This window comes from Segeticoccus sp., assembly GCF_035708005.1.
Genome location: NZ_DASSTI010000059.1, coordinates 1 through 23,616 on the forward strand (window position 1 = coordinate 1; position 23,616 = coordinate 23,616).

The following is a 23,616-nucleotide window of genomic DNA, read 5'->3' on the forward strand; positions in this document are numbered from 1 at the left end:
TGTCCGGCAGCTGCCGGCCGGTGATGTAGCGGTCGGACAGCGTCGCGGCCGCGACCAGCGCGCTGTCGGCGATGGCGACCTTGTGGTGCGCCTCGTAGCGCTCCTTCAGGCCGCGCAGGATGCCGATCGTGTCCTCCACGCTCGGCTCGCCGACGAACACCTGTTGGAACCGGCGCTCGAGCGCGGCGTCCTTCTCGATGTGCTGGCGGTACTCATCCAGGGTGGTCGCGCCGACCAGGCGCAGCTCACCGCGCGCCAGCATCGGCTTGAGCATGTTCCCGGCGTCCATGGCGCCTTCGCCGGTCGCGCCCGCGCCCACCACGGTGTGCAGCTCGTCGATGAAGGTGACGACCTCGCCCTCAGAATTCTTGATCTCCTCGAGCACGGCCTTCAGCCGCTCCTCGAACTCCCCGCGGTACTTCGCCCCGGCGACCATCGCGCCGAGGTCGAGCGCGATGAGCTTCTTGTCGCGCAGGGACTCCGGCACGTCGCCGGCCACGATCCGCTGGGCGAGGCCCTCGACGACGGCCGTCTTGCCGACGCCGGGCTCACCGATGAGGACCGGGTTGTTCTTGGTGCGGCGCGACAGCACCTGCACCACGCGGCGGATCTCGGAGTCGCGGCCGATCACCGGGTCGAGCTTGCCCTCACGGGCGGCCTTGGTGAGGTCGGTGCCGTACTTCTCCAAGGCGTCGTAGGTCGCCTCCGGGTCGGCGGTGTTCACCGTGGCGCCTCCTCGGATCTTCGGGATCTCGGCGGCGATGGCGTCAGCGGCCAACCCGAAGCTCCCGGTGCGCGCGAGGGCCTCGAGCAGGTGGTCGGTGGAGACGAAGGTGTCGCCCATCGACTGCATGAACTGCCGGGCCTGCTCCAGGACCGCCAGGCTCTGCCGCGACAGGTTCGGCGCGCCGACGGTCGACCCCGACGTGGTCGGCAGCGCCTTCAGCGCACGCTCTGCCGCCAAACGGGCCTCCTGCGCGGAGGACCCGACCGCGTCGAGCAGCGGCCCGGTGGTGGTGTCGGTCTGCTCGGTCAACGCGAGCAGCAGGTGCGCCGGCTCCACTTGGGGATGGCCGGACGTGGCAGCAGAACGCACGGCGGCCGACAGTGCCTCCTGCGCCTTGGTGGTCAGTTGCAGGTCCACAGATCACTCCTCGGGTGCGGGGCGGCCCGTCCGGGCGCGCCACGCTCTCGGTTGACGATTGTTCACCCAAGTCAACCTCGGCAAACTTGAGCGTATTCCGCTCAACCTTGGGTGGACAACGGCGCGTGCCCGCCCGTGGCGGAGAGAATCTCCTCGGCGAGCGTGCGCGCCAGTGCGAGGCGGTGGTCGTCATGGTCGATGCCGCGGTGGGCCAGAGCCCCCTCGAGGATGAGGAACAGGTGCTCGGCGACGCCCTCGGGGTCCGCCAGGTCCGGCCGATCCACGCGCACGAGCTCGGCCAGCAGGCCGCGGATCGCGCGCTTGTGGGCCGCGATAACCGCGAAGCCCGGGTGCTCCGCGGGCAGCTCCCCGGCCCCGTTGATGAAGGCGCACCCGCGATGGATTCCGAGCGGGCTGTCCCTGTAGGCGTCGAACACCGCCAGGGCCCTGGGCGCTGGCCCTCCGGCGAGGCGTTCCTGCAGGTGGTCCCACCAGATGTCGTGGCGGTGCTGCAGGTAGGCCGCCACGAGGGCGTCCTTGGAGCCGAACCGGTCGTAGAGCGTCCGCTTGGTGACCCCGGACTCGGACGCGATCGTGTCGACCCCGACGGCATGGATGCCGCGCTCGTAGAACAACTCGGACGCTACCTCCAGGATCGTGCGGGCCCGCGGCGTCAGGTCGGCAACGCGTGGTGCACCAGACATTCATTTTCCCTTGTGATTCACAGACCTGTGTACCTACCATGAAGGTGCCAACTTCACAGGTCAGTGTAGGAGCGTCAGATGCGATCGGGAACAGGTCGAGTCGCCCGCCAGGCGCGTCAGCTGGTGCGTCGATGGGATCCCGCTCACGTGGGCCGTTTCACGCATGTGCAGTCCGCCGGCCCTGGCCGCACCGGGGCGTCGGCCGTCCGGCGGGACGGTGGTCCCGCGCAGGCCGGGCGCTGGGTGTGGATCCCCGAGCAGTCGCGAACCGACGGTCGCTGAGCGCCAGCCTGCCGCGAAGCCACTCAACTCGCGCATGCGGTAGGGGCCGCGCGACGCAGGGCGCGGTCGACCAGCCGCACGGTCGCCAGCGGGAGGAGGACGATCGCGACGAAGACGCCGGTGGTCGCCGCCACCGCGGTGACCTGCCGGACCGTCGTGAACAGCGACAGACCACTGAGGTCCTGCGCCAGCTCCGGGAGCGCGCCGGCGCCGAGGAGCAGCGCGCCGAGCACGGGCAGGACCCACCGGCTTCGGTTCCTGACGCAGGCCGCCACCGTCGCGCCCGGGAGCACCGCGAGGACGAAGGCCACGCAGATGGCCAGCGTCCCCGCGACGGAGAAGCCGGTCGGGGTCGCGGACGCGACTGCAACCACCCGCATGAAGACGCGGGCGACGAGGCCGAGGGCTACCCCCGCGACCAGTCCCGCCAGCAGCCCAGCGCCGATCCTGCCGACCATCGCCCACCTTCCCCGAGGACACCCGAAGTGACGATCGTAGGGACAGCGGCATCAGGCAGGCGCGGAAATCAGCCCTTGAGCTCGATCTCGACGAAGGTCAGCGCCGCCTCGCCGGCGTTGACCACCTCGTGCGTGCTGCCGGCCGCACGGGCATACGACTCACCACTGCGCAGCTCGGAGTACGAGGTCTCGCCGTCGGCCGTGGTGATCTGCGTGCGGCCGTCGATGACGGGCACGACGACGTACGGGTACTCGTGCCGGTGGCGTCCGGTCGTGGCCCCCGGCTCGAAGTCCCAGCGGGTGACCCGCACCCGGTCGTCGTCCACCTGCACCGTCGGGCGTGCGTCGCTCATCGTGACCTCCGTGTCAGTGGTTGCCCCACCCTCTCAGGGGCGCGCTGGTCACGCCGCGAGCAGGTCGTCGAGCCCGGGCGCAGGGCGACAGCTCGTGGTCGACGAAGGCGGCCGGGTGGCTCGGTCGGCCCCAGATCTTCTCAAGCTGGCGCGGGTCGGCATACACCTGCCACACCCGCCTCAGCGGAGCGGCGAACTCGACGGCCATGGAGGACCTCACGGCAGCGGGGTGCCCTGGTGGTGGACCAGACGCCAGCCGTCTGGTCCCCGGCGCCACAACGACGAGCGCCGCGCGCGTCGACCACCGCGGGCGGAGTCCCACCAGGCCATGACGTAGCCGTCGCCGAGGACCCGGCCGTGCAAGTCGTGCACCTCGATGGGCGGCGCGTCGTTCTCCCCGCGTAGCAGCTCCAGCGTATGGACGCGGTTCCAGGTGCGGCCGGAGGCACCGATCTCGAGGAAGTCGTCGGCCAGCAGCGCCCGCACCCGCGCCGGGTCGCGACGGCAGTCAGCCGTCTGCAGCTCGCGCTCGAGCGCCAAGACTTCCGCGACGTCCGCCTCGGCGGTCATCGACCGGCCGTCTGACCGCGCCCTCGCGCGGCGTCTGCGAGGTGCTGCGCCAGGAAGTCCTCCCACGTGCGGGTGCCCAGCGCGTTCAACGGCGTGAGGTTGGCGCCGCCGCGGATCGCCCGGGCGGCGTCGCCCGGCACCCGGACCGACACCAACGGTCGGCGTCGGTGCGTGGCGGCAAGGTAGCTGCTGACCAGCTCCGCGAAGGTGTAGATGGTCGGCCCACCAAGCTCGGCAACCATGCCCGCCGGCGACCCCAGGGACAGCTCGACGAGCCGGGCGGCCACGTCGCCGGTGTCGACCGGCTGGAACCGGAAACCCGAGAAGACCGGCACGACAGGCAGTTTCGCCAGCCCCCGGACCGTCATGAGGAACAGGTCGTGGAACTGCGTCGCCCGCAGGGTGGTCCACGGCAACCCCGACCCGAACACGACCTGCTCGGCGGCCCGCTTCGAGGCGAAGTAGCCGAAGGCGGCGCGGTCCACGCGTCCGGTGACCGGGATGCGCTCGGCGCCCACGACGGAGATGAAGACCAGGTGCGGCCGTCCCGCCCCGGTCGCCGCATCCACCAGGTGTCGCGCCTTCACGTCGTCGCCCCGGGCGGTGCCCGCGCAGTGGATGATCGTCTCCACGCCGTCCACCGCGGCGGCCACCCCCTCGCCGCTGGACAGGTCACCGACGACCTGCTCCACGCCCTCGGCACTCGGGTGGGGACGCCGGCTGAGGACGCGCACGTCATACCCCTTCTGCCGCAGCAGGGGCAGGACCAGGCGTCCGAGGGTCCCGGTGCCTCCGGTGAGCAGGATCGGTGCCGTCATGACCATCTCCTCGGCTACAGCCGGCGCAGTCGCCGGCTCCTATCATGGAGTGTCCGGATGGAGGACGCCGCAGCGCCTGGGGAGCTGACCTGGCGGTCGGCTGCCCCTCGCCGAAATCCGCTCGCCTGCCGGTGCCTCGTTCGGCACACTGGTCGGCCATGACTGCTCGCATCATGAACACCTGCGTGGACTGCTCCGACCCCTATGCCCTGGCCCAGTTCTGGAGCCAGGTGCTCGACATCCCGATGGATCCGGAGGACACGCCCGACGCCGACGAGACCGGCTTCGAGGTCGGCCCGGGACAGGCGCTGCTCTTCCAAAGGGTCCCCGAGCCCAAGACCGTCAAGAATCGCCTGCACCTGTGCCTGGAACCGCAACAGCCGCGGGAGGCCGAGGTCGAGCGGCTGCTCGGCCTGGGCGCCACGCTGTATGACGACCGCCGGAACCCGGACGGCACCGGGTGGGCCGTCCTGCGCGACCCCGAGGGCAACGAGTTCTGCGTGCTGCGCAGCGCCAAGGAGCGGGCGGCCACGTCCTGACGGGGAACCGCACCACCGGGCGAGCCGGCCTCAGTCGCCGAGCACCCGGACCGGCGCCCCGTCCAGCCACGCGCGGATGTCCTCCACCGCGCCGGTGAAGTATGCCGTGTAGCTCCCCTCGGTCACGTAGCCCACGTGCGGCGTGAGCACGGTCCGGGGAGCGCGACGGAGGGGGTGGTCCGCTGGGAGCGGCTCCACGCCGTACACGTCGAGGGCCGCGGCACCCAGCCGACCCGACTCGAGGGCCGCCACGAGCGCGTCCTCGTCCACCAGCGGGCCGCGAGAGGTGTTGACCAGCAACGCGTTCGGCTTCATCAGGCCGAGCTCGCGCTCGCCCACGATGCCGAGCGTCCGATCGCTGAGGCGCAGGTGCAGCGTCACGATGTCCGCGGTGGCGAACAGCGTGTCCTTGTCGACCCGCTCCACACCCTGCTCGGCCGCCGCCTCGGTGGCGAGGTTCTGGCTCCAGGCGATGACGCGCATGTCGAAGGCCCGCGCGACCCGCGCCACCCGGGATCCGAGCCGGCCCAGTCCCACCACGCCGAGGGTGCGGCCCGCGAGGTCGCCGCCGACCGTGGCCTGCCAGCCACCAGCGCGAAGGAGCGCGTCCTCGGTGGGGACGTGCCGGAGGGCGGAGAGCAGCAGCGCCCAGGTGTGCTCGGCGGCCGCGGTCGCGAGCTGGCCCGTGCCGCAGACGGTGATGCCGCGTTCCCTGGCGGCGGTCAGGTCGATGGAGGCGTTCTTCGTCCCCGTCGTCACGAGCAGCCTCAGGCCGGGCAGCCGGTCGAGCAGCTCCGCGGGGAACGGCGTGCGCTCGCGCATGGCGACGACGACGTCGGCGCCGGACAGCAGCGCGACGAGCTCGTCAGCGTCCGTGTGGTGCTCGTGGTCGAAGCGGACGTGCACGTCCGCCCCGAGGCTGGACCAGTCGGCATACTCCGAGGCCACGTCCTGGTAGTCATCCAACACCACGACCTGCGTCACGCCGCTCTCCTCCACTCCCGGTCCCACCCCAGCGTCCCACCGTGACGGCATACGGTGGCTGCATGGTGGCCACCGCTGACGCATTCCTCGAGCTGCACACCCCGGGCACGCCGCTGCTGCTGCCGAACGCCTGGGACGTCGGCTCCGCCAAGGTGCTCGCCTCGCTCGGCTTCCGCGCCCTGGCCACCACCAGTAGCGGGTATGCCGCCACGCTGGGTCGCCTCGACAACTCGGTCAGCCGTGCGGAGGCGTTGGCACACGCCGCCGAGCTCGGTGCGGCCACCGGGCTGCCCATCAACGCGGACCTCGAGAACTGCTACGCCGACGAGCCCGAGGGCGTCGCCGAGACGATCCGCCTGGCGGCCGAGCGGGGCATCGCGGGCGCGTCGGTCGAGGACTACACCGGGGACCCGTCCCGGCCGATGTACGAGTTCGATTTCGCGGTCGAGCGGGTCCGGGCCGCCGTGGAGACCGCCCATGCCGGGCCGCGCCGGCTGGTGCTGGTCGCGCGCGCGGACAACGGGTTCCACGGCATCGACGACCTCGACGACACGATCCGGCGGCTGCAGGCCTACCAGGAGGCGGGCGCCGACGTGCTCTACGCGCCCGGGCCGACGGACGCCGAGGACATCCGCCGGATCGTGGAGTCGGTGGACCGCCCGGTCAACGTGCTCGCCCGACCGGGGACCCCCTCGGTCGCCGAGCTGGCCGAGCTCGGCGTGGCCCGGATCTCCGTGGGCGGGTCGTTCGCCTTCGCGGCCCTCGGGGCGCTGGTCGACGCCGCCACCGAGCTGCGCGACCACGGCACCTACGGCTACGCCGCCCGGTCGGCGGTCGGCGGGCAGGCCGCGCGGCAGGCCTTTTCCGCCCCGGAGGCTGCAGCACAGGGCTAGAGTCACGACCCATCGAGGCGAGCCGAGGAGGGGGCATGGGTCGCGCGCAAGGATGGTTCAGCTACGGACCGGCACCGAGCAGGATGCCTCGCGCCTACGCGTCCTACACCGAGCTGTCGTCCCCGACCGAACCGCCGCAGCGCGAGGGCCCGGAGCTGGCGGACCTCCGCCGGCTCGTCCGCCGTGCGGTGCGGGGCACCGTCTCCTACGCCCGAGCGCCCGAGCGTCCGACACTCGGCTCCATCCTCACCGACCACCTGGGCCTCGGGGGCGCCAGCGGCGGAGCCGTCGAGGCGGTGCCGGTCAGCGCCCGGGAGTGGGCGGCATACGAGCACGTCAACGTGCAGGTGGGGCTGGACGCCTGGCTCGCCGAGCACGAGGGTGCGGTCCGGACCGTGGGCGTGGTCGGCTTCCAGCACCGGGACTTCGGGCTCGCCGAGCTGCTCACCTCGCAGGACGGCTACGGGCTCGGGCCCGGGAGCGTCGCGCGGGTGGCGTTGCCGAGCGGGCCGGGTGGGCAGACGGTCTCGTGCGTGCGGTGCGCCCTGTTCCTGCTCACCGAGGAGCACCGGCGCACCGCGCTGCTGTTGCGTGGCGGCGACTCCGAGATGGGGCGACCCTCGATCACCCTCGAGGCGGCCAGCACCGATCCGGACGCCGGGGAGGAGACGCTGGCCGAGCTGGACCGACTCGTCAACCAGCACAACGTCTTCCGCCGGCAGGTGCTCTCGTTCGGCGGTGACGTCTTCGGTCCGGCGTCGATCCTGCACTTCCACGAGCGGCCGACGACCACCCGACGTGACCTGGTGCTCGACGCCGCGACGATCGGTGCCATCGAGCAGCAGGTGGTCGGGGTGGCGCGGCACCGGCAGCGGCTGCTTGGCGCCGGCCAGCACCTCAAGCGCGGCATCCTGCTCTACGGGCCTCCCGGGGTCGGCAAGACGCACACCGTGCGCTACCTGACCAGCACCTTGGGCGACACCACGGTCATCCAGGTGACCGGCGAGGCGCTGCAGCTGATCCGGCAGGCCTGTCAGGTGGCGCGGTCGCTGCAGCCGTCCCTCGTCGTCGTCGAGGATGTCGACCTCATCGCCGAGGAACGCGGCATGGAGCCAGGCATGCACCCACTGCTCTTCCAGCTGCTCAACGAGATGGACGGGCTCGAGGAGGATGCCGACGTCGCCTTCGTGCTCACCACCAACCGCGCCGACCTGCTCGAACCCGCGCTGGCGGCCCGCCCCGGAAGGGTGGACCAGGCCGTGGAGCTGAGACTGCCGGACCGCGCGGCCCGGCGGCAGCTGTTCGACCTCTACCGCGGCGACCTGCAGCTCGACCTGCCCGAGGCCGAGCTCGAGGCGGCCCTCGAGCGGTGCGCCGGGGTGACCGCCTCCTTCCTCAAGGAGCTGCTGCGCCGCACGGCCCTGCACGCCGCCGAGCGGTCGTCCGGCGACGGTTCCCTGACGGTCACCGGGCCGGACCTCACGGCAGCCCTCGACGAGCTGCTGGACAGCCGCAACCGGATGACGCGGGCGCTGCTCGGCTCGGCTGGCGCCGACCCGTCCGAGGCCGGCGGCGGTCCCGAGGACCGGACGGGGCCCGTGTGAGCGCAACCTGGTTGTTCAGGATTTGGTAAGGAGGGTTGCGCGGCAGCCGTCACCTCCGCCACGGTGCGGTCTAGACCACTAGCCCGTATGCCGTCCCGGGAGCTCCCATGCGCCGTCGCCCCGCCACCTTGGCCGCCCTGGCGGTCTCCGCCGGACTCGCCTTCCTGTCCGCCCCGACCGCCCTCGGGGCGCCGGCGCTGTCGATGGGAGCATCCACCTCGGCCTCGTCGGCGAGGTCCGGCTCGGCGGCCGCTGCTGCCGGCTCTGCCGCCGCGCCCACCGCGCACCCCTTCCCCGGCAACGACGGGCGCGCTCACCGGGTGAGCTGGGACGCGAAGTCGCTCGAGGTCGACGGCCAGCGCCTCGACCTGGTCTCCGGGGAGCTGCACTACTGGCGCCTGCCGAGCCCGGACCAGTGGCGCGACGTGCTGCAGAAGATGAAGGCCAACGGCTTCAACGCCGTCTCGCTCTACTTCTTCTGGGGCTACCACTCCAGCCGCCCCGGGCACTACGACTTCACCGGCATCCGCGACGTCGACCGGCTGCTGACGATGGCCGCGCAGGAGGGCCTCTACGTCATCGCCCGGCCGGGGCCGTACGTCAATGCCGAGGCGAGCATGGGCGGTCTGGCCGCCTACACCGCGAACTTCGGGGGCCCGTCCCGCAGCACCGACCCGCAGAACCTGCGCGCCGACCTCGAGTGGCTGGCGGCGATCAACCAGGTCATCGCCCGCCACCAGGTCACCGACGGTGGCGGCAGCGTGCTCGCCTACCAGGTCGAGAACGAGCAGATCAACCACTCGCAGGCCAACATCGACTACATCGAACGCCTGCAGCAGGCGGTCAAGGACGACGGCATCACGGTCCCGCTGTTCCACAACGACTGGGGTGACGGACACGGCTGGAACGCTCCCGGCAAGCCGGGCGGCTCCCAGCTCGACCTCTACGCGTTCGACACCTACCCGCTCGGGTTCGACTGCGCCGGGGGCCGCGGGCGCCTGTCGGACTACGAGCAGCGGATCCGCTCCTACTCCCCGAACACGCCGGTGTTCATCGCCGAGGGACAGGGCGGCGCCTTCACCGCCTGGGGCCGAAACTTCCAGACCAGCCACTGCGCCGACTTCGTCGACGGGCCGTTCACCCGGCAGTTCGAGGCCAACAACCTCGCCAACGGCGCCACGATGGTCAACACCTACATGGAGTTCGGGGGCACCAACTGGGGCTGGACCGGCGACCCTGGCAGCGGGTTCACCTCCTACGACTACGGCGCGCCGATCGCCGAGGACCGCACGATGCGACCGAAGCTCGCCGTGCAGAAGGAGTACAACTACCTCAAGGGATCCGTCACGCCGATCGCGTCCGCCACCGCGGTGGAGCCACCCCGGGTCACGGCGACCGGTGGCGCGGTCGAGGCGAACCAGCGCCTGTCCACCGAACACGCCGACACGCAGTCCGTCTCGGGCAACGGGACCCGGATCATCACGCTGCGCCATGCGAACTCGAACGACACCAGCATGTCGCACGTCACCTTCCCCCTCGATTTGGCGACGCAGCCCACGCCGCCCGAGGCTCCGTCATACCGGTGGAACGACTCGGACGTGAAGGCGATCTCCTACTCCGGCAACTGGACCCACGCCAGCGGTGAGTCATGGACCAGCGGCGACTACCAGGACGACGAGACGTTCTCCGACCGCGCGGGCGACAGCCTCACCGTGACGTTCGACGGGCCGGTGATCCGCTGGATCGGCCCGGACAGCGGCAACCACGGGACCGCGGACGTCTACATCGACGGCACGAAGAAGGCCACCGTGGACAGCTACGCGTCGTCGGCCACCTTCCAGCAGGTCAAGTTCGAGGCCGATCACCTCGGGGACGGCCCGCACACGATGAAGATCGTCGTGACGGGGCAGAAGGGGACGCCGGCGTCGCAGGGCACGTTCGTCTCGGTCGATGGGATCGACACCGAGCCTACGGACCAGCCGGGGCCGCCACCCTCGGACTCGGCCTACCCACGGGTCCCCCAGCAGCCGGGCACCTCGATCACCATCGACGGTCGGGACGCCACCACCCTGGTCGCCGACTACGCCTTCGGTGGGCACCTCATGCCGTACTCGACCTCGCAGGTGCTCACCGAGCTGCCGGACCCCAGCCTGCTGGTGCTGACCGGCGAGGAGGGCACAGACGGGGAGACCGTGCTGCGCTACGACTCCCGGCCCACGGTGACGACCTTGGACGGGAACCCCGTGCAGGTCACCTGGGATGCCGCGCGCAAGGACCTGCGGCTGGACTACCAGCACACGGGCAGCCGGACCCTGCGCATCACCGGCGGCGGTATGCCGGAGCTCACCCTGCTCATCACCGACCGGGCAGCCGTCGCACATACCTGGCGGACGGACTCCCCCGCCGGCCCGGTGCTGGTCGTCGGTCCGGAGCTGGTCCGGTCGGCGGAGGTGCACGGAGCGAACCTGTTCCTCACCGGCGACACCCGCGCGGCGGGGCCGGTGCGGGTGTTCGTTCCGCAGGGGGTTTCGGCGATCCACTGGAACGACAAGACGATCGCGACCTCGGTCGACGCGGCGGGGGCCCTGGTGGGGTCGCTGCCCGGGCCCGGCGCGCAGCCGCTGCTGCCGACCCTGACCACGTGGCGGACGCACGCCTCCGACCCGGAGCGCCAGCCAGGGTTCGATGACTCGTCGTGGACGGTCGCCGACAAGACCCGCGTCCCGAACACCTGGCACGGTCCCGGCCGGTCGGCAGGCGTCGTGCTCGACGCCGAGGAGTACGGCTTCCTCGAGGGTGACGTCTGGTACCGCGGCCACTACACCCCCAGCAGGGAGGCGTCCTCGATCACCGTCGACGTCAAGACCGGTACGGCTGGGGACGCGCTGGTGTGGCTGAACGGCCACTACCTCGGTGCCCAGGGCGACGGCAGCCACGACTACGCGGTGCCCGCCGGCACGGCGCCGGCCGGGTCGCCCGCGGTGCTCTCGGTCCTCGTCCGCAACATGGGGCAGTACGAGGACTGGTCGGCCAACGGTCGCTCCAAGCACGGCCGCGGGCTCTTCGACGCGGCCATCCCGGGCTCCGGTGACGTCACGTGGCGGCTGCAGGGTGCCGCCGGCGGCGACCAGCCGGCCGACACCGCTCGCGGGCTCTACAACAACGGGGGGCTGTTCGGCGAGCGGCAGGGCTGGTCCCTGCCCGGCGCGCCGGACGGGTCGTGGTCACGGACGTCCTCGCTGACCAGCGACCGACCCGGCGTGCAGTGGTACCGCACCACCGTGCAGCTGCACCCGCAGCAGGGCGTCGACCGCCCGCTCGCCGTGCACGTCAGCGACGACAGCAACCGTGCGGAGCGCTACCGGATGCTGATCTTCGTCAACGGCTGGAACACCGGTCAGTACGTCAACAACGTCGGGCCGCAGGACGAGTTCGTCATCCCGAGCGGTTTCCTGAAGCCGGGGACCAACACCATCGCGCTCGCCGTCACCAGCGAGCAGGGCGGCGTCGGGCCGGAGTCGGTCTCGCTGGTCGACCACGGTGCCGTGCTCGGCGGGGTCCGGCAGGCGACGAACCCGGCCCCGGACTGGTCCGACCTGTTCGGCGGCTGACGTCGGGCAGCCCGCGCAAGGCACGGCATACCGCGACGTTTGCTCCTACGGTAGGGGCATGAGTGACGCTGTGCTGGAAGCTGTCGAGGGCGACATCACCACCCAGCAGGTGGACGCGATCGTCAACGCTGCCAACAGTTCCCTGCTCGGGGGCGGGGGCGTCGACGGGGCCATCCACGCCGCCGCCGGGCCGGCCCTGCTCGCCGAGTGCCGCGAGCTGCGCCAGACGCGGTATGCCGGGGGGCTGCCGGTCGGTGCTGCGGTCGCCACCGGCGCCGGGAACCTGCCTGCGACCTGGGTGATCCACACGGTCGGGCCGAACCGGCATGCGGGACAAACCGATCCGGGGCTGCTGGCCTCCTGCTTCCGCAGCTCGCTGGGCGAGGCGGGGCGGGTGGGGGCCCGCACGGTGGCGTTCCCGGCGATCAGCGCGGGGATCTACGGCTGGGACCGGCACGACGTCGCCGAGATCGCCGTGGCGACCACGCGGCGGGCGCTGGAGGCCGGGGTGGTGCCCACACCCGACGGCGAGGTCGACCTGTCCGGCATCGAGCTGGTGCGGTTCGTGCTGTTCGGGCGGTCCGTCTACGACGCGTTCCAGCGCCAGCTCACCTGACCGCTGGCCGTGCGCTGTTGCTGGGGGCCCGCCGCTCCTCACTGGGCCGTGCGCTGTTGCTGAGGGCCCGCCGCTCCGGGAGACCGCGATGCTTCAGCAACAGCGCGCTGGCGAGTGGCCCGCTGTGCGACCGGTGGGGTCAGACGACGCCCAGGGCGAGCATGGCGTCCGCGACCTGGATGAAGGCGGACGCATTGGCCCCGAGCACGAGGTTGCCAGGGGTTCCGTAGGCGTCGGCGGTCTCGGCGCAGCGGTCATAGATACTGCGCATGATCTCGGCGAGCCGCTGCTCGGTGTAGTCGAAGGTCCACGAGTCGCGTGAGGCGTTCTGCTGCATCTCCAACGCGCTGGTCGCGACACCGCCGGCGTTCGCGGCCTTGCCCGGGGCGAACAGGACACCGGCGTCGGTGAGCACCTTGACCGCCTCGGGCGTGGTGGGCATGTTGGCGCCCTCCCCCACGGCGCGGCAGCCGCCCTTGACGAGGAACTGCGCGTCCTCGGCATTGATCTCGTTCTGGGTCGCCGAGGGCAGCGCGACGTCGCACGGCACCTGCCAGATGCTGCCCTCGGTGGCGTACCGGGCGCTGGAACCGCGCAGCTCGGCATACTCCGAGATCCGCCCGCGACGCACCTCCTTGACCTCCTTGAGCAGGTTGAGGTCGATGCCGGTCTCCTCGACGACGTAGCCGCTGGAGTCCGAGCAGGCGATCACGGTGCCGCCGAGCTCGTGGACCTTCTCGATGGCGTAGATCGCCACGTTGCCTGAGCCGGAGACGATGACCTTGCTGCCGTCGAAGGAGTGGCCGTTGCCCCGCAGCATCTCGTCGACGAAGTACACGGTCCCGTAGCCGGTGGCCTCCTTGCGGACCTGGGAACCACCCCAGCCGAGGCCCTTGCCGGTGAGCACACCGGACTCGTAGCGGTTGGTGATCCGCTTGTACTGCCCGAAGAGGTAGCCGATCTCGCGACCCCCGACGCCGATGTCGCCGGCCGGGACGTCGGTGTACTCCCCCAGGTGGCGGTACAGCTCGTTCATGAACGACTGGCAGAACCGCATGATCTCAAGGTCCGAGCGGCCCTTGGGGTCGAAGTCCGAGCCGCCCTTCCCGCCGCCGATCGGCAGGCCGGTCAGCGCGTTCTTGAAAACCTGCTCGAAGCCGAGGAACTTGATGATGCCGAGGTAGACGCTCGGGTGGAAGCGCAAACCTCCCTTGAACGGGCCGAGCGCGGAGTTGAACTCCACGCGGAAGCCCCGGTTGATCTGGACGGTGCCGGCGTCGTCGACCCACGGGACGCGGAAGATGATCTGCCGCTCCGGCTCGCAGATGCGCTCGATGACGCGTGCGTCGGCATACTCCGGGTGCCGCGCGATCACGGCGCCGAGGCTGTCCAGGACCTCGCGCACCGCCTGGTGGAACTCCGTCTCGCCGGCGTTGCGGCGCAGGACCTCTTCATAGATCGGCTCGAGCGTCGGGTTGAGCGCAGCGGACACGTGTCACCTCCGGGCAGTTCATGGGGTCTTGCTTCGTCAGGCTAGCCCGCTCGTCCCAGAGGACGAGATGCGTGCCCGCCCAGCGGACAGCCCGGAGCCACCCGCCGCTCCCCCCTTGCCGTTGTTGCTGACGCCGGCGTGCTCCGGCCGACCGCGTTCGCTCAGCAACAAAGCGAGGTCGGGGCGGCAGGGGCCTTGCACTCGTAAAGGTGTAAGGGTGTAATTACTGCATGAACGAAATGCAGGCATGGCTCGCCGGGCGGTTGCCCGACGGCTGGTTCACCGAGGCGCCGACCGTGACGGTCGACCGGGACGAGATCCTGGTCGTGGGCCGGCTGGCCGAGCCCTCCACGGAGGCGCAGACGAGCCCCGAGACCGACACTCCCCAGGAGGCGACGGCGGCAGAGAGCCCCTCGGAGGGTTCCGCCGAGGCCGACCGGCAGGCCGCCCAGGCAGGCCGGATCAACCGGTTCCGCGAGGAGACCCGCGGCAAGCGGATGCGGATCGCCGACGAGGCCGAGGCCCGGTTCGGGCGCAAGGTGGCGTGGGGCGCGGCGTGCGGCGAGACCCGTCACGTCTTCACGAACCTGGCGGTGCCGGTGATGACCCGGCTGCGCCAGCCCGAGCGGCAGGTCCTCGACACGCTCATCGACGGTGGTGTCGCGCGCTCCAGGTCGGAGGCGCTGGCGTGGTGCGTCCGGCTCGTCGGGCAGCACGAGGATGAGTGGCTCACGCGGCTGCGCGAGGCGCTCGTCGGGGTGGCGGAGGCCCGCGAGGCGGGTCCGGCCGCCTGAGCCACGTCACCGGGCCCCGCCGGGTGACTGGACCGGGCCTGCGTCAGACGGTCACCGGTAGGAGCCCGGGCGCCAGAGCATCAGCGCACGCGACTCGGTGCGCTGCGGGCGCTCGCCCGCCCGCACGGCGACCACGTCTCCGGCCCGGCCCGCGGCGAAGACGCGCGCGCCGGTCTGCAGCGTCGCCTTGAGGTGGGCGTTCTCCTCGTCCAGCTCCCGCACCCGCGAGCGCAAGGCGCGCAACTGGTCCTCGAGCTCGAGGATCCGCTGGATGCCGGCCAGCGAGACGCCCTCCTCCTGGGAGAGGCGCTGCACCTGCCGGAGCAGGTCGACGTCGCGAGCCGAGTAGCGCCGGCCACCCCCGCTCGTGCGCGAGGGGGTGACCAGTCCGAGCCGGTCGTACTGTCGCAGGGTCTGGGCGTGCATGCCGGCTAGCTCCGCGGCGACGGAGATGACGAACACCGGGGTGTCGTCGTCGTGGCGGAAGCCGCCGGGTGTGGCCGACATCTACCTCACTCCCTCGCTCGCGCGAACAGCTCGGAGCGCGGGTCGACGCCGGCCTCCTCGGCCTGCAGCGTCTGGACCGCCTCCCGGGCCGTGTCCGACAGTCGTTGCGGGACAACGATCTTCACCTTGGCGAGCAGGTCGCCCGTCCCGTTCTTGGTCTGTATGCCGCGCCCCTTCAGCCGCAGCACGCGGCCGCTGGGTGTCCCCGCAGGCACCTTCACCTTGACCGGGTGCCCGGACAGGGTCGGCACCTCCACCGTGGTTCCGAGCGCCGCCTCGGCGAATGTCACCGGGAGGTCGACGGTGAGGTTGTTGCCGTCCCGGCCGAAGACCGGGTGCGGCTCCACGTGCACGGTCAGGATCATGTCGCCGCGGGGTGCTCCCGCGTCGCCCTGGTGGCCCTTCCCCCGCAGCCGGATCTTCTGGCCGTCCTTGACCCCCGCGGGGATCCGGGCAGTGATCCGCTGCCCGTCGGCGCCCTGCAGGGTGACGGTGTCACCCACGGTCGCCTGCCGGAAGCTCAGGCTCGTGCGCGCCGAGATGTCCTGTCCGGGGCGGGGTCCGCCGGGCGCGCCGAAGCCCCCGTAGCCGCGGCCCGCGCCGCCCCCGAACATGCCGCCGAGGATGTCCTCCAAGTCCGGTTGTGGTCCCCCGCCGCCGGTGTTGAAGCGCACGCGCCCTCCGCCGCCCTGGCCGAACAGGCCGCCGAAGAGGTCCTCGAACCCGGCGCCGGCACTCGCCCCGCCCGGCCCCCCGCCGGCGGTGAATCGGGCTCCGCCGTGGGCCATCTGGCGGATCGCGTCGTACTGGCGACGTTGCTCGGGATCGGAGAGGACGGCATACGCCTCGCCAATCTCCTTGAACCTCTGCTCGGCGGAGGCGTCCCCGGGCTTGGCGTCCGGGTGCCACTCACGCGCGAGCTTGCGGTAGGTCTTCTTGAGGGTCTTGTCGTCGACGTCGGGGGAGACACCGAGGACCTGGTAGAAGTCCTTCTCGAACCAGTCCTGGCTCGCCATTCAGCGTCTCCTTTGCCTGTGGTCTTTTGCGAATCTAGGGACTTTCCGGCCCGGGAACTCCCGAGATCTGCCGGGAACTCCCGAGATCGGCCGGGAACTCCCGAGATCGGCCGGAAAGGCCCTAGATTCGCGGGGTTGTCGTCAGCTCGGGTCGGCGACGGCGACGCGCGCCGGCCGGACGACCCGGTCGTTCATCTTGTAGCCCGGCTGCAGCACCTGCACGACGGTGGTCGTCTCGGTGCCCTCGGGCAGCTCGGCCTCGGTGTGCATCAGCGCCTCGTGGACGTTCGGGTCGAACGCCTCGCCCGCCTCGCCGTAGCGCTCCACGCCGTAGCGCTTCAGCGTCGCCTCGAGCTTGTCGGCGATCGCGGCGAACGGTCCCTCCTCGAGGTCCCCGTGCTGGCGCGCGAGGTGGATGTCGTCGAGCACCGGCAGCAGCGCCTCGACCACACCGCTCACCGCGAGGTCACGATGCAGCTCCCGGTCGCGGTCGACCCGCCGCTTGTAGTTGACGTACTCGGCGTTGAGCCGCTGCAGGTCACGCCGCAGGTCCTCGGCGAGCGTCGCGTCGGGGCTCGACTCCTCCGCCGGGCTCTCGGGCGTTGCTTCGGCACCGCTCGGCTCCGCCGGGTTCGCGGCCGGCTGGGCGGCCGGGTTCTCACCCGAGGAGCTGTATGCCGCCACGTCGCCTTCGCCGTCCGGCGCACCCGCCGTCGTGGCTCCGTCCGTCGTGGCTGCGGCCGTGGCACCGGTCGACGTCGCGGTCGACTCGTCCACGATCGAGCCCTCCTCGACGGGGCCGGTCTCGTCAGGAGCAGCCATCACTGCCTCCTCCTCGTTCGGGGTGGTCTCACTCGCGGGGACCCCGTCGGCACCGCGCACGGCGCCGGTCTCGGGGTCGATCCGTCGCTTGTCCTTGATCACCGGGCGCTGGGGGGCGGACTCCTCGTCCGCCCCCCGAGCGGCCCCGGTCCATCCGGTGTCGCGTTCGGTCACTTGGTGGACTGCTCGTCGTCGTCGATGACCTCGGCGTCGACCACGTCGTCCTGAGCCGAGCTCGACGAGCCCGTGGCACCGGCGTCGGGGCCAGCGGCACCCGCATCGGAGCCACCAGCGGCACCGGCACCTGCGCCCTCGGCCTGGGACGCGGCATACATCGCCGATCCCATCTTCTGGGAGGCCTCGGACAGCGTGGCCTGCTTGGCCTTGATGTCGTCGATGCTCGCGTTCGAGCCGTCCTTCAGGGCGTCCTTCAGGTCGGACAGGGCCGAGTCGACCTCGCCGCGGGCGTCAGCCGGCACCTTGTCGCCGCTGTCCGCGAGGAACTTCTCGGTCGAGTAGACGAGCTGCTCCGCGCTGTTGCGGGTCTCGGTGTCCTCGCGCCGCTGGCGGTCCTCCTCGGCGTGCGCCTCGGCCTCCTTGACCATGCGGTCGATCTCCTCCTTGGGCAGCGCGCTGCCGCCGGAGATGGTCATCGACTGCTCCTGGCCGGTGCCCTGGTCCTTGGCGGACACGTGCACGATGCCGTTGGCGTCGATGTCAAAGGTGACCTCGATCTTTGGCACCCCCCGGGGCGCCGGGGCGATGCCGGTCAGCTCGAAGTTGCCGAGCGGCTTGTTGTGCTGGGCGATCTCGCGCTCACCCTGGAAGACCTGGATGCCCACCGACGGCTGGTTGTCGTCCGCCGTGGTGAAGATCTCCGAGCGCTTCGTCGGGATCGCGGTGTTCCGCTCGATCAGCTTGGTCATGATGCCGCCCTTGGTCTCGATGCCGAGGGACAGCGGCGTCACGTCGATGAGCAGCACGTCCTTGCGCTCACCCTTGAGGACGCCGGCCTGCAAGGAGGCACCGACCGCGACCACCTCATCCGGGTTGACGCCCTTGTTGGGGTCCTTGCCGGTGAGCTCCTTCACGACCTGGCTGACGGACGGCATACGGGTGGAGCCGCCGACGAGGACCACGTGGTCGATATCGGAGACCGAGATGCCGGCGTCCTTGATCACGTTGTGGAACGGCGCCTTCGTGCGCTCCAGCAGGTCCTGGGTCATGTGCTCGAACTGCGAGCGGGACAGCGACTCGTCCAGGTGGATCGGGCCGTTCTCGCCCATCGAGAGGTACTGCAGGCTGATGTTGGTGCTGCTCGCGGTGGAGAGCTCCTTCTTGGCCTGCTCCGCGGCGTCGCGCAGACGCTGCATCGCGATGCGGTCCTTGGCCAGGTCGACGCCGGTCTGGTTCTTGACCGTCGTCAGCAGGTGGTCGACGATCCGCTGGTCCCAGTCGTCACCACCAAGTCGGTTGTCACCGTTGGTGGCGCGGACCTGGATCGTGGAGAAGTTGTCCTCCGGGTCCTTGCCGACCTCCAGCAGGGACACGTCGAAGGTGCCGCCACCGAGGTCGAAGACGAGGATGAGCTCGTCCTCCTTGCCCTTGTCCAGACCGTAGGCCAGCGCGGCCGCGGTCGGCTCGTTGATGATGCGGAGCACGTTCAGCCCCGCGATCTCGCCGGCCTCCTTGGTGGCCTGCCGCTGGTGGTCGTCGAAGTAGGCCGGCACGGTGATGACCGCGTCGGTGACGTCCTCACCCAGGTAGGCCTCGGAGTCGCGCTTGAGCTTCTGCAGGATGCGCGCGCTGATCTCCTGGGCGGTGTACTTCTTGCCGTCGATCTCGGTCGTCCAGTCGGTGCCCATGTGGCGCTTGACCGAGCGGACGGTCCGGTCGACGTTGGTGACGGCCTGGCGCTTGGCGATCTCGCCGACCAGCACCTCACCGTTCTTGGCGAACGCGACCACGGACGGCGTCGTGCGGCCGCCCTCTGCGTTCGCAATGATGGTCGGCTCGCCGCCCTCGAGGACGGCAACGGCCGAGTTCGTGGTGCCGAGGTCGATGCCTACCGCACGTGCCATAGATGTCGCTCCTGTGTCGTTCGCTTGTTCGATCCGGTATGCCGGGTGCCTGGCTCAGGTGCCCGCGGCAGGCTGCCGCGGCCCTCACCAGAGGTGGTTGATACGTCCTCGCTCAATCTGCGTCGCCGGGGCCGACCTTGTCAAACTCAGGCTCCGCAAACTTGCGTTCAGTCGACTCAACTATGGGCTGGACGGGTTTGTTCCCGTGTCGCCGAGCTCGCCGACCGGCTGGCCGCCTACTGGCTGGCGATGAGTCCAAGGTCGCTGCCAGGTCTGTCCTCGCGACACCCGACGCAGGAGCAACCATGGGCAAGGTCATCGCATCCATCAGCATGTCGGTCGACGGTTTCGTCACCGGACCCGATGACGGGCCGGCGCACGGCTTGGGCAAGGGAGGAGAACGCCTGCACTACTGGGTGATGGGCGGTCCGTGGACCTACGACGGGGGACACGACTTCGCGATGCATGGCCCCGACAAGGAGTTCTACGACGAGCTCGTCGCAGGCTTCGGCGCGGGTATCGTCGGGCGGGGGATGTACGACGCGGCCGGCGCGTGGGGAGGCAGGAACCCGTTCCCCGGCCCGCTGTTCGTGCTCACTCACCGCACCGGGGACCAGCCGGCGCCGGAGGCCGGGTTCACCTTCGTGTCCGGACTCGAGAGCACGCTGGCACAGGCGTGCGAGAAGGCCGGTGACGGCGACGTGGGCATCGGCGGCGGTGCGGACGTCATCCGTCAGGTGTTGGCTGCCGGCCGCCTGGACGAACTCGTGCTCTCGACGGCACCGGTGATCCTCGGGGCCGGCAAGCGGCTGTTCGCGGGCTTCGACCGCGACATCGACCTTGAGGTCGTGAAGGTGGTCAGCTCGCCGTACGCCACGCACGTGCGGTACGCGATCAGGAGGTAGCCGAGGCTGGGCGTGGCCGATCGGCACACACTGAGGGGGCTCCGACCGGCGATCAGGGGAGCGCGATCTCCTCGTCGACGTATCGGGGCCGCGCGATCAGCAGCCCGGCCGCGGTCATCGGGATGGCGCTGAGCGCCAGCAGGATGATCACCAGGTGCCAGTTGCCGGTCGCGCTGTGGATGACCCCCACCACCAGCGGCCCGATCGCCGCGAACAGGTATCCCGCGGGCTGGACGAACGCGGACAGCTGACCGGTCACGTGCGGGTCGCGGGTACGGGCGGTGACCATCGTGATCGCGGCCGGGAAGGTCCACCCGGCGACGCCGAGCATGATGGCCCACACCCAGGGGTGACTCGCGGGCGCCACCAGCAGGCCGAGGTAGCCGGCGGCCATGATGGCTCCGAGCACCAGCATTGCCCAGGACAGGTTCGGGGAACGCGAGACCAGGCCGGGCATGAGGAGCCCGCCGACCACGCCCAGGCCGGCGACCACGGAGGTGAGCACCCCGGCGGTCTCCGCCGACAGACCCGCGTCGCGGTAGATCTGGGGCAGCCACCCGAACTGGATGTAGGCGTTGGTCGCCTGGACGCCGAAGTAGAGGCACAGCGCCCACGCCGTGCGCGATCGGATGAGCCGTGCCGCGGGCCCCTCGCTCGGCGCCCGGTGGTCAGCCGTCTCTCGGAGCTCGCGACGCGTGATGACCACCCAAGGCGCGAGCGCGACGAGGGCAAACAGGGCCCAGACACCGAGAGCCGAGCGCCAGCCGCCGGCCACCTGCGCCGCCATGGGCGCGGCGAAGAGGGAGCCGATGGAACCGCCCAGGGTGAGTCCGGCGCTGTACAGCGTCATCAGCAGTCCGTCGCGGTCCCCGGCATGACGCTTGATCCAGGCGGGCACGAGCACGTTGCCGACCGCCATACCCGCCAGCGCGACGACCGAGAGCACCAGGAAGAGCCACACCGCTCCGACCAGGGAGCGCAGCACCAGTCCGACGACGATCGCCACCACACCGAGGGTGATCCCACCCGTCAGCCCGGTCCTGCGCGCGAGGGCGATGGCCAGCGCCCCTGCGATGGCGAAGCACAGCCCGGGGAGCGCGGTCATCACCCCGGCGACCGGCGCGCTCATGCCGAGGCCGCTGCGCAGCTCCTCCAGCACTGGCCCCACCGAGGTGGCGCCGGGTCGCAGGTTCACCGAGATCAGCACGATGGCGACGAACGCGAGCGTCGCGCTCACCAGCGGGCGCCGGATCGCGCGCCGGGGTTGGCTGGACGAGCTCACCCGCGACTCCTATCACGTTCGGGCGCACCGCCCGGTCGATGTCCGGTCCCTTGACGCCTGGGTCCTCTCCCGGCCGGTCAGAAGACGAACGGCACAAGCACCTTGGTCGGGCGCCGGTAGTCCGGATAGGTGTCCGGGAACCGCTCGGCCAGGAAGCGCTCCTCCACGGTCGCGCTGTTGCCGAAGTAGAGGGCAGCCGGCGAGGCCCAACCCGAGGCTCAACAGCGGCTGCATCTGGGATTGCCGGACGCGAGGTCCTAAGGTGCGGGAGTGGCCCGATATGTGATCGACGCTCCCACCCTCCTGCACCTCGTGGCCGAGGACATTCCCGTCAGCGCCCGCCACCAACTCGTCGCCCCGAACCTGGTTCGCTCGCAGGCGCTCACGCTGCTGCTGCAGGCGGTACAGCGCGAGGAGCTCACCGAGCGGCAGGCGCTCGAGCACCATGACCGCCTGACGCGGCTGAAGATGCGGCTCCTCGGCGACCGAGGGTCGCGCCACTCCGCGTGGAGGCTGGCTCGAGCGCACGGCTGGGACACGACCTATGACGCGGAGTACCTTGCCGTCACCCAACTCCAAGCCGATGCGCTCGTCACCATCGATCCCGCGTTGCGGGCGAAGGCCGAGGGCGTGGTGCCACTGGCTCCCCTCGACGCGCTCACCGCGGACCACGACTGAGCCACCCGCCTCAGCTGGTCACTCTCGGGCGGTCCCCGCCGTCTCGTCGGGGTAGACGCGATGCTCGGACGGCGCCAGTCGCCGGGATCCCCCTTCATCGCCTGTCTCAGACCACTCCGCCGATGCCTCCGTCGACGGGCAGGTTGACCCCGTTGATGTAGTCGGCGAGTGGGCTGGCGAGGAACGCGACGGCTGCGGCGATGTCGGCGCCGGTCCCCAGTCGGCCGGTCGGGTTGGGCGCATACTCCTCGGTGAATCGGCGCTCTCGCTCGGCCTGTTCGCCGGTGGCGCCTCCGCTGCTCGCCCGGGCGTCGATCATGCGGCGCACGCCGTCCGTGAGGATCACCCCGGGGCTGACGATGTTGGCGGTCACGCCTGTGCCGGCCAGGTGCTGCGCCAGGCTGACGGTGAGGTTCAGGACCGCGGCCTTGGCCGCCGAGTAGTCGACCATGTTGAGCAGGGGTGTCCGGACGGCGCGAGTGCCGATGTTGATGACTCGCCCCCACCCACGTTGGCACATCGCGGGTGTGAGCTCTCTGATGAGGCGCACGGCGGAGACGACGTTCTGGTCGTAGCTGTCCAGCCAGAACTGCGGTTCCGCACTCCTCCAATCCCGTTCGACGAAGGGCCCGGCGTTGTTCACCAGGATGTCGGTCCTCCACTCTCGAGCCGCCGCGGCCACCCGAGACCTTGCTGCCTGGTCGCTGAGGTCGCCGAGGACCACGTCAGCGTCGACACCGAGCTGCCGCAGGTCGTCCGCCACGCGCGTCGCCCGCTCGGTATGCCGTCCGTGCACCAGGACGGCGCACCCCTCCCTCGCGAGTCGGTCCGCCAGCGCGGCGCCGATGCCTGCGCTGCTGGCGGTCACGAATGCCCGATGTCCCCTCAGTTCCAGATCCATCTCGGAAACGTACCGGTCGGCGCCGACCGGGCAGAGTTCGCGTCAGCGGGTGGCCTGCTCGCAGACCCAGCCCTCCGGCATGCGCCCGGAGGCGAGGAAGTCGTGCAGCTCGGCAGCCGACTCCGCCGGCAGCGTCGCGTCCGCCTGCGGATAGATGATCGGCTCCTCCTTGGAGTTGTGCCGGTCCAGCTGGCCCAGCAGGTCGCGGCACGCCGCAACGGTCTTGTCGCGCCCAGCCACGTCCGGCCCCTCCGAGAGCAGCCGGTCCAGCGCGTCCATGGCGTCCCAGAGCTGACCGTGCTCGCGCTTCATCACCATGACGGGCATCACCATGCCGCCTTGGGTGAGCGGCGGGAAGAGGAACGCCTCCTCCAGGTAGATGTGCCGCCGCAACGCATCCGTGGCGCGAGTGAGGGGCTCTGGGTCCGACTCCCCCGCCGCGAGCCCCGTGGCGAACTCCTCGATCCCGCCGTCGATCTGCCGGTGCTCCCGCTCCAGCGCCACCGCCAGCGACTCCGCCTCCATCACGCTCCTCCTTGCCCCTGCCGCATTCAGTCACCGG

General features: G+C 71.0%; 24 protein-coding genes. 8 read left to right on the forward strand and 16 right to left on the reverse strand.

Annotated elements, in window-relative coordinates; genetic code table 11:
- The 7 genes from VFL99_RS06640 to VFL99_RS06670 form a co-directional block, all read right to left on the reverse strand.
- Positions 1-1,144: Clp protease N-terminal domain-containing protein (locus tag VFL99_RS06640; protein ID WP_325105548.1), on the reverse strand; the 1,144-nt coding region annotated here is incomplete at its 3' end.
- Positions 1,145-1,245: 101 nt separating this feature from the next.
- The gene (locus tag VFL99_RS06645) at positions 1,246-1,848 is read right to left on the reverse strand and encodes a TetR/AcrR family transcriptional regulator (RefSeq protein WP_325105549.1); all 603 of its coding nucleotides are present in this window, start codon (positions 1,846-1,848) and stop codon (positions 1,246-1,248) included.
- Positions 1,849-2,153: 305 nt separating this feature from the next.
- Positions 2,154-2,588, reverse strand: coding sequence for a hypothetical protein (locus VFL99_RS06650; RefSeq protein WP_325105550.1), 435 nt, complete (start codon positions 2,586-2,588; stop codon positions 2,154-2,156).
- 68 nt (positions 2,589-2,656) lie between these two features.
- Entirely contained in the window at positions 2,657-2,941 is a 285-nt protein-coding gene (locus VFL99_RS06655; RefSeq protein WP_325105551.1) for a cupin domain-containing protein, read from the reverse strand.
- 13 nt (positions 2,942-2,954) lie between these two features.
- A complete protein-coding gene (locus VFL99_RS06660; protein ID WP_325105552.1) occupies positions 2,955-3,161 on the reverse strand; it encodes a hypothetical protein in 207 nt (68 codons plus the stop codon).
- Positions 3,158-3,511 (reverse strand): nuclear transport factor 2 family protein, encoded by a 354-nt coding sequence (locus tag VFL99_RS06665; RefSeq protein ID WP_325105553.1) that lies wholly within the window; start codon positions 3,509-3,511, stop codon positions 3,158-3,160. The genes VFL99_RS06660 and VFL99_RS06665 overlap by 4 nt, the downstream gene beginning before the upstream one ends.
- Positions 3,508-4,329, reverse strand: a complete 822-nt coding sequence (locus VFL99_RS06670) for an SDR family oxidoreductase (RefSeq protein WP_325105554.1) — start codon at positions 4,327-4,329, stop codon at positions 3,508-3,510. The genes VFL99_RS06665 and VFL99_RS06670 overlap by 4 nt, the downstream gene beginning before the upstream one ends.
- A 158-nt stretch (positions 4,330-4,487) precedes the next feature.
- Here VFL99_RS06670 and VFL99_RS06675 point away from each other — a divergent pair, with 158 nt between their 5' ends.
- Positions 4,488-4,868: a VOC family protein gene (locus tag VFL99_RS06675; protein ID WP_325105555.1), complete on the forward strand. Its 381-nt coding sequence runs from the start codon at positions 4,488-4,490 to the stop codon at positions 4,866-4,868.
- A gap of 30 nt (positions 4,869-4,898) precedes the next feature.
- On the opposite strand, the gene VFL99_RS06680 is transcribed toward VFL99_RS06675, so the two are convergent.
- The gene (locus tag VFL99_RS06680; protein WP_325105556.1) at positions 4,899-5,852 is read right to left on the reverse strand and encodes a D-2-hydroxyacid dehydrogenase family protein; all 954 of its coding nucleotides are present in this window, start codon (positions 5,850-5,852) and stop codon (positions 4,899-4,901) included.
- Positions 5,853-5,914: 62 nt separating this feature from the next.
- Here VFL99_RS06680 and VFL99_RS06685 point away from each other — a divergent pair, with 62 nt between their 5' ends.
- From VFL99_RS06685 to VFL99_RS06700, 4 genes are all read left to right on the forward strand, one after another.
- Complete coding sequence (locus VFL99_RS06685) at positions 5,915-6,745, forward strand: isocitrate lyase/PEP mutase family protein (RefSeq protein ID WP_325105557.1); 831 nt, start codon at positions 5,915-5,917, stop codon at positions 6,743-6,745.
- A 35-nt stretch (positions 6,746-6,780) separates the two neighbouring features.
- A complete protein-coding gene (locus tag VFL99_RS06690; protein ID WP_325105558.1) occupies positions 6,781-8,349 on the forward strand; it encodes an ATP-binding protein in 1,569 nt (522 codons plus the stop codon).
- 107 nt (positions 8,350-8,456) lie between these two features.
- Positions 8,457-11,960: a beta-galactosidase gene (locus VFL99_RS06695; protein ID WP_325105559.1), complete on the forward strand. Its 3,504-nt coding sequence runs from the start codon at positions 8,457-8,459 to the stop codon at positions 11,958-11,960.
- Between the two features lie 58 nt (positions 11,961-12,018).
- Complete coding sequence (locus VFL99_RS06700) at positions 12,019-12,576, forward strand: O-acetyl-ADP-ribose deacetylase (RefSeq protein ID WP_325105560.1); 558 nt, start codon at positions 12,019-12,021, stop codon at positions 12,574-12,576.
- Between the two features lie 139 nt (positions 12,577-12,715).
- Here VFL99_RS06700 and gdhA read toward each other — a convergent pair whose 3' ends face one another.
- The gene (gdhA, locus tag VFL99_RS06705) at positions 12,716-14,068 is read right to left on the reverse strand and encodes an NADP-specific glutamate dehydrogenase (RefSeq protein ID WP_325105561.1); all 1,353 of its coding nucleotides are present in this window, start codon (positions 14,066-14,068) and stop codon (positions 12,716-12,718) included.
- 230 nt (positions 14,069-14,298) lie between these two features.
- On the opposite strand from gdhA, the gene VFL99_RS06710 reads away from it, so the two are divergent.
- On the forward strand, positions 14,299-14,862 hold the full coding sequence (locus VFL99_RS06710) for a hypothetical protein (protein ID WP_325105562.1): 564 nt from the start codon (positions 14,299-14,301) through the stop codon (positions 14,860-14,862).
- 51 nt (positions 14,863-14,913) lie between these two features.
- Here VFL99_RS06710 and VFL99_RS06715 read toward each other — a convergent pair whose 3' ends face one another.
- The 4 genes from VFL99_RS06715 to dnaK all read right to left on the reverse strand — a co-directional run bounded on the left by VFL99_RS06715 (position 14,914) and on the right by dnaK (position 19,288).
- Positions 14,914-15,369, reverse strand: a complete 456-nt coding sequence (locus VFL99_RS06715) for a heat shock protein transcriptional repressor HspR (RefSeq protein WP_325105563.1) — start codon at positions 15,367-15,369, stop codon at positions 14,914-14,916.
- A gap of 5 nt (positions 15,370-15,374) precedes the next feature.
- Positions 15,375-16,385, reverse strand: a complete 1,011-nt coding sequence (locus VFL99_RS06720; RefSeq protein ID WP_325105564.1) for a DnaJ C-terminal domain-containing protein — start codon at positions 16,383-16,385, stop codon at positions 15,375-15,377.
- A 141-nt stretch (positions 16,386-16,526) separates the two neighbouring features.
- Positions 16,527-17,381, reverse strand: a complete 855-nt coding sequence (locus VFL99_RS06725; RefSeq protein ID WP_325105565.1) for a nucleotide exchange factor GrpE — start codon at positions 17,379-17,381, stop codon at positions 16,527-16,529.
- Positions 17,378-19,288 (reverse strand): molecular chaperone DnaK, encoded by a 1,911-nt coding sequence (gene dnaK / locus VFL99_RS06730; RefSeq protein ID WP_325105566.1) that lies wholly within the window; start codon positions 19,286-19,288, stop codon positions 17,378-17,380. Before dnaK ends, VFL99_RS06725 begins: the two co-directional genes overlap by 4 nt.
- A 305-nt stretch (positions 19,289-19,593) precedes the next feature.
- Between dnaK and VFL99_RS06735 the strand changes: the two genes are divergently transcribed.
- Positions 19,594-20,193: a dihydrofolate reductase family protein gene (locus VFL99_RS06735; RefSeq protein WP_325105567.1), complete on the forward strand. Its 600-nt coding sequence runs from the start codon at positions 19,594-19,596 to the stop codon at positions 20,191-20,193.
- A gap of 52 nt (positions 20,194-20,245) precedes the next feature.
- On the opposite strand, the gene VFL99_RS06740 is transcribed toward VFL99_RS06735, so the two are convergent.
- Entirely contained in the window at positions 20,246-21,475 is a 1,230-nt protein-coding gene (locus VFL99_RS06740) for a CynX/NimT family MFS transporter (RefSeq protein ID WP_325105568.1), read from the reverse strand.
- A 270-nt stretch (positions 21,476-21,745) separates the two neighbouring features.
- Between VFL99_RS06740 and VFL99_RS06745 the strand changes: the two genes are divergently transcribed.
- Positions 21,746-22,153, forward strand: coding sequence for a type II toxin-antitoxin system VapC family toxin (locus tag VFL99_RS06745; protein ID WP_325105569.1), 408 nt, complete (start codon positions 21,746-21,748; stop codon positions 22,151-22,153).
- Positions 22,154-22,259: 106 nt separating this feature from the next.
- Here VFL99_RS06745 and VFL99_RS06750 read toward each other — a convergent pair whose 3' ends face one another.
- Together VFL99_RS06750 and VFL99_RS06755 are read right to left on the reverse strand one after the other, a co-directional pair.
- Positions 22,260-23,054: an SDR family NAD(P)-dependent oxidoreductase gene (locus tag VFL99_RS06750; RefSeq protein ID WP_325105570.1), complete on the reverse strand. Its 795-nt coding sequence runs from the start codon at positions 23,052-23,054 to the stop codon at positions 22,260-22,262.
- Positions 23,055-23,096: 42 nt separating this feature from the next.
- The gene (locus VFL99_RS06755) at positions 23,097-23,579 is read right to left on the reverse strand and encodes a hemerythrin domain-containing protein (RefSeq protein ID WP_325105571.1); all 483 of its coding nucleotides are present in this window, start codon (positions 23,577-23,579) and stop codon (positions 23,097-23,099) included.
- Between the last annotated feature and the right edge of the window lie 37 nt (positions 23,580-23,616).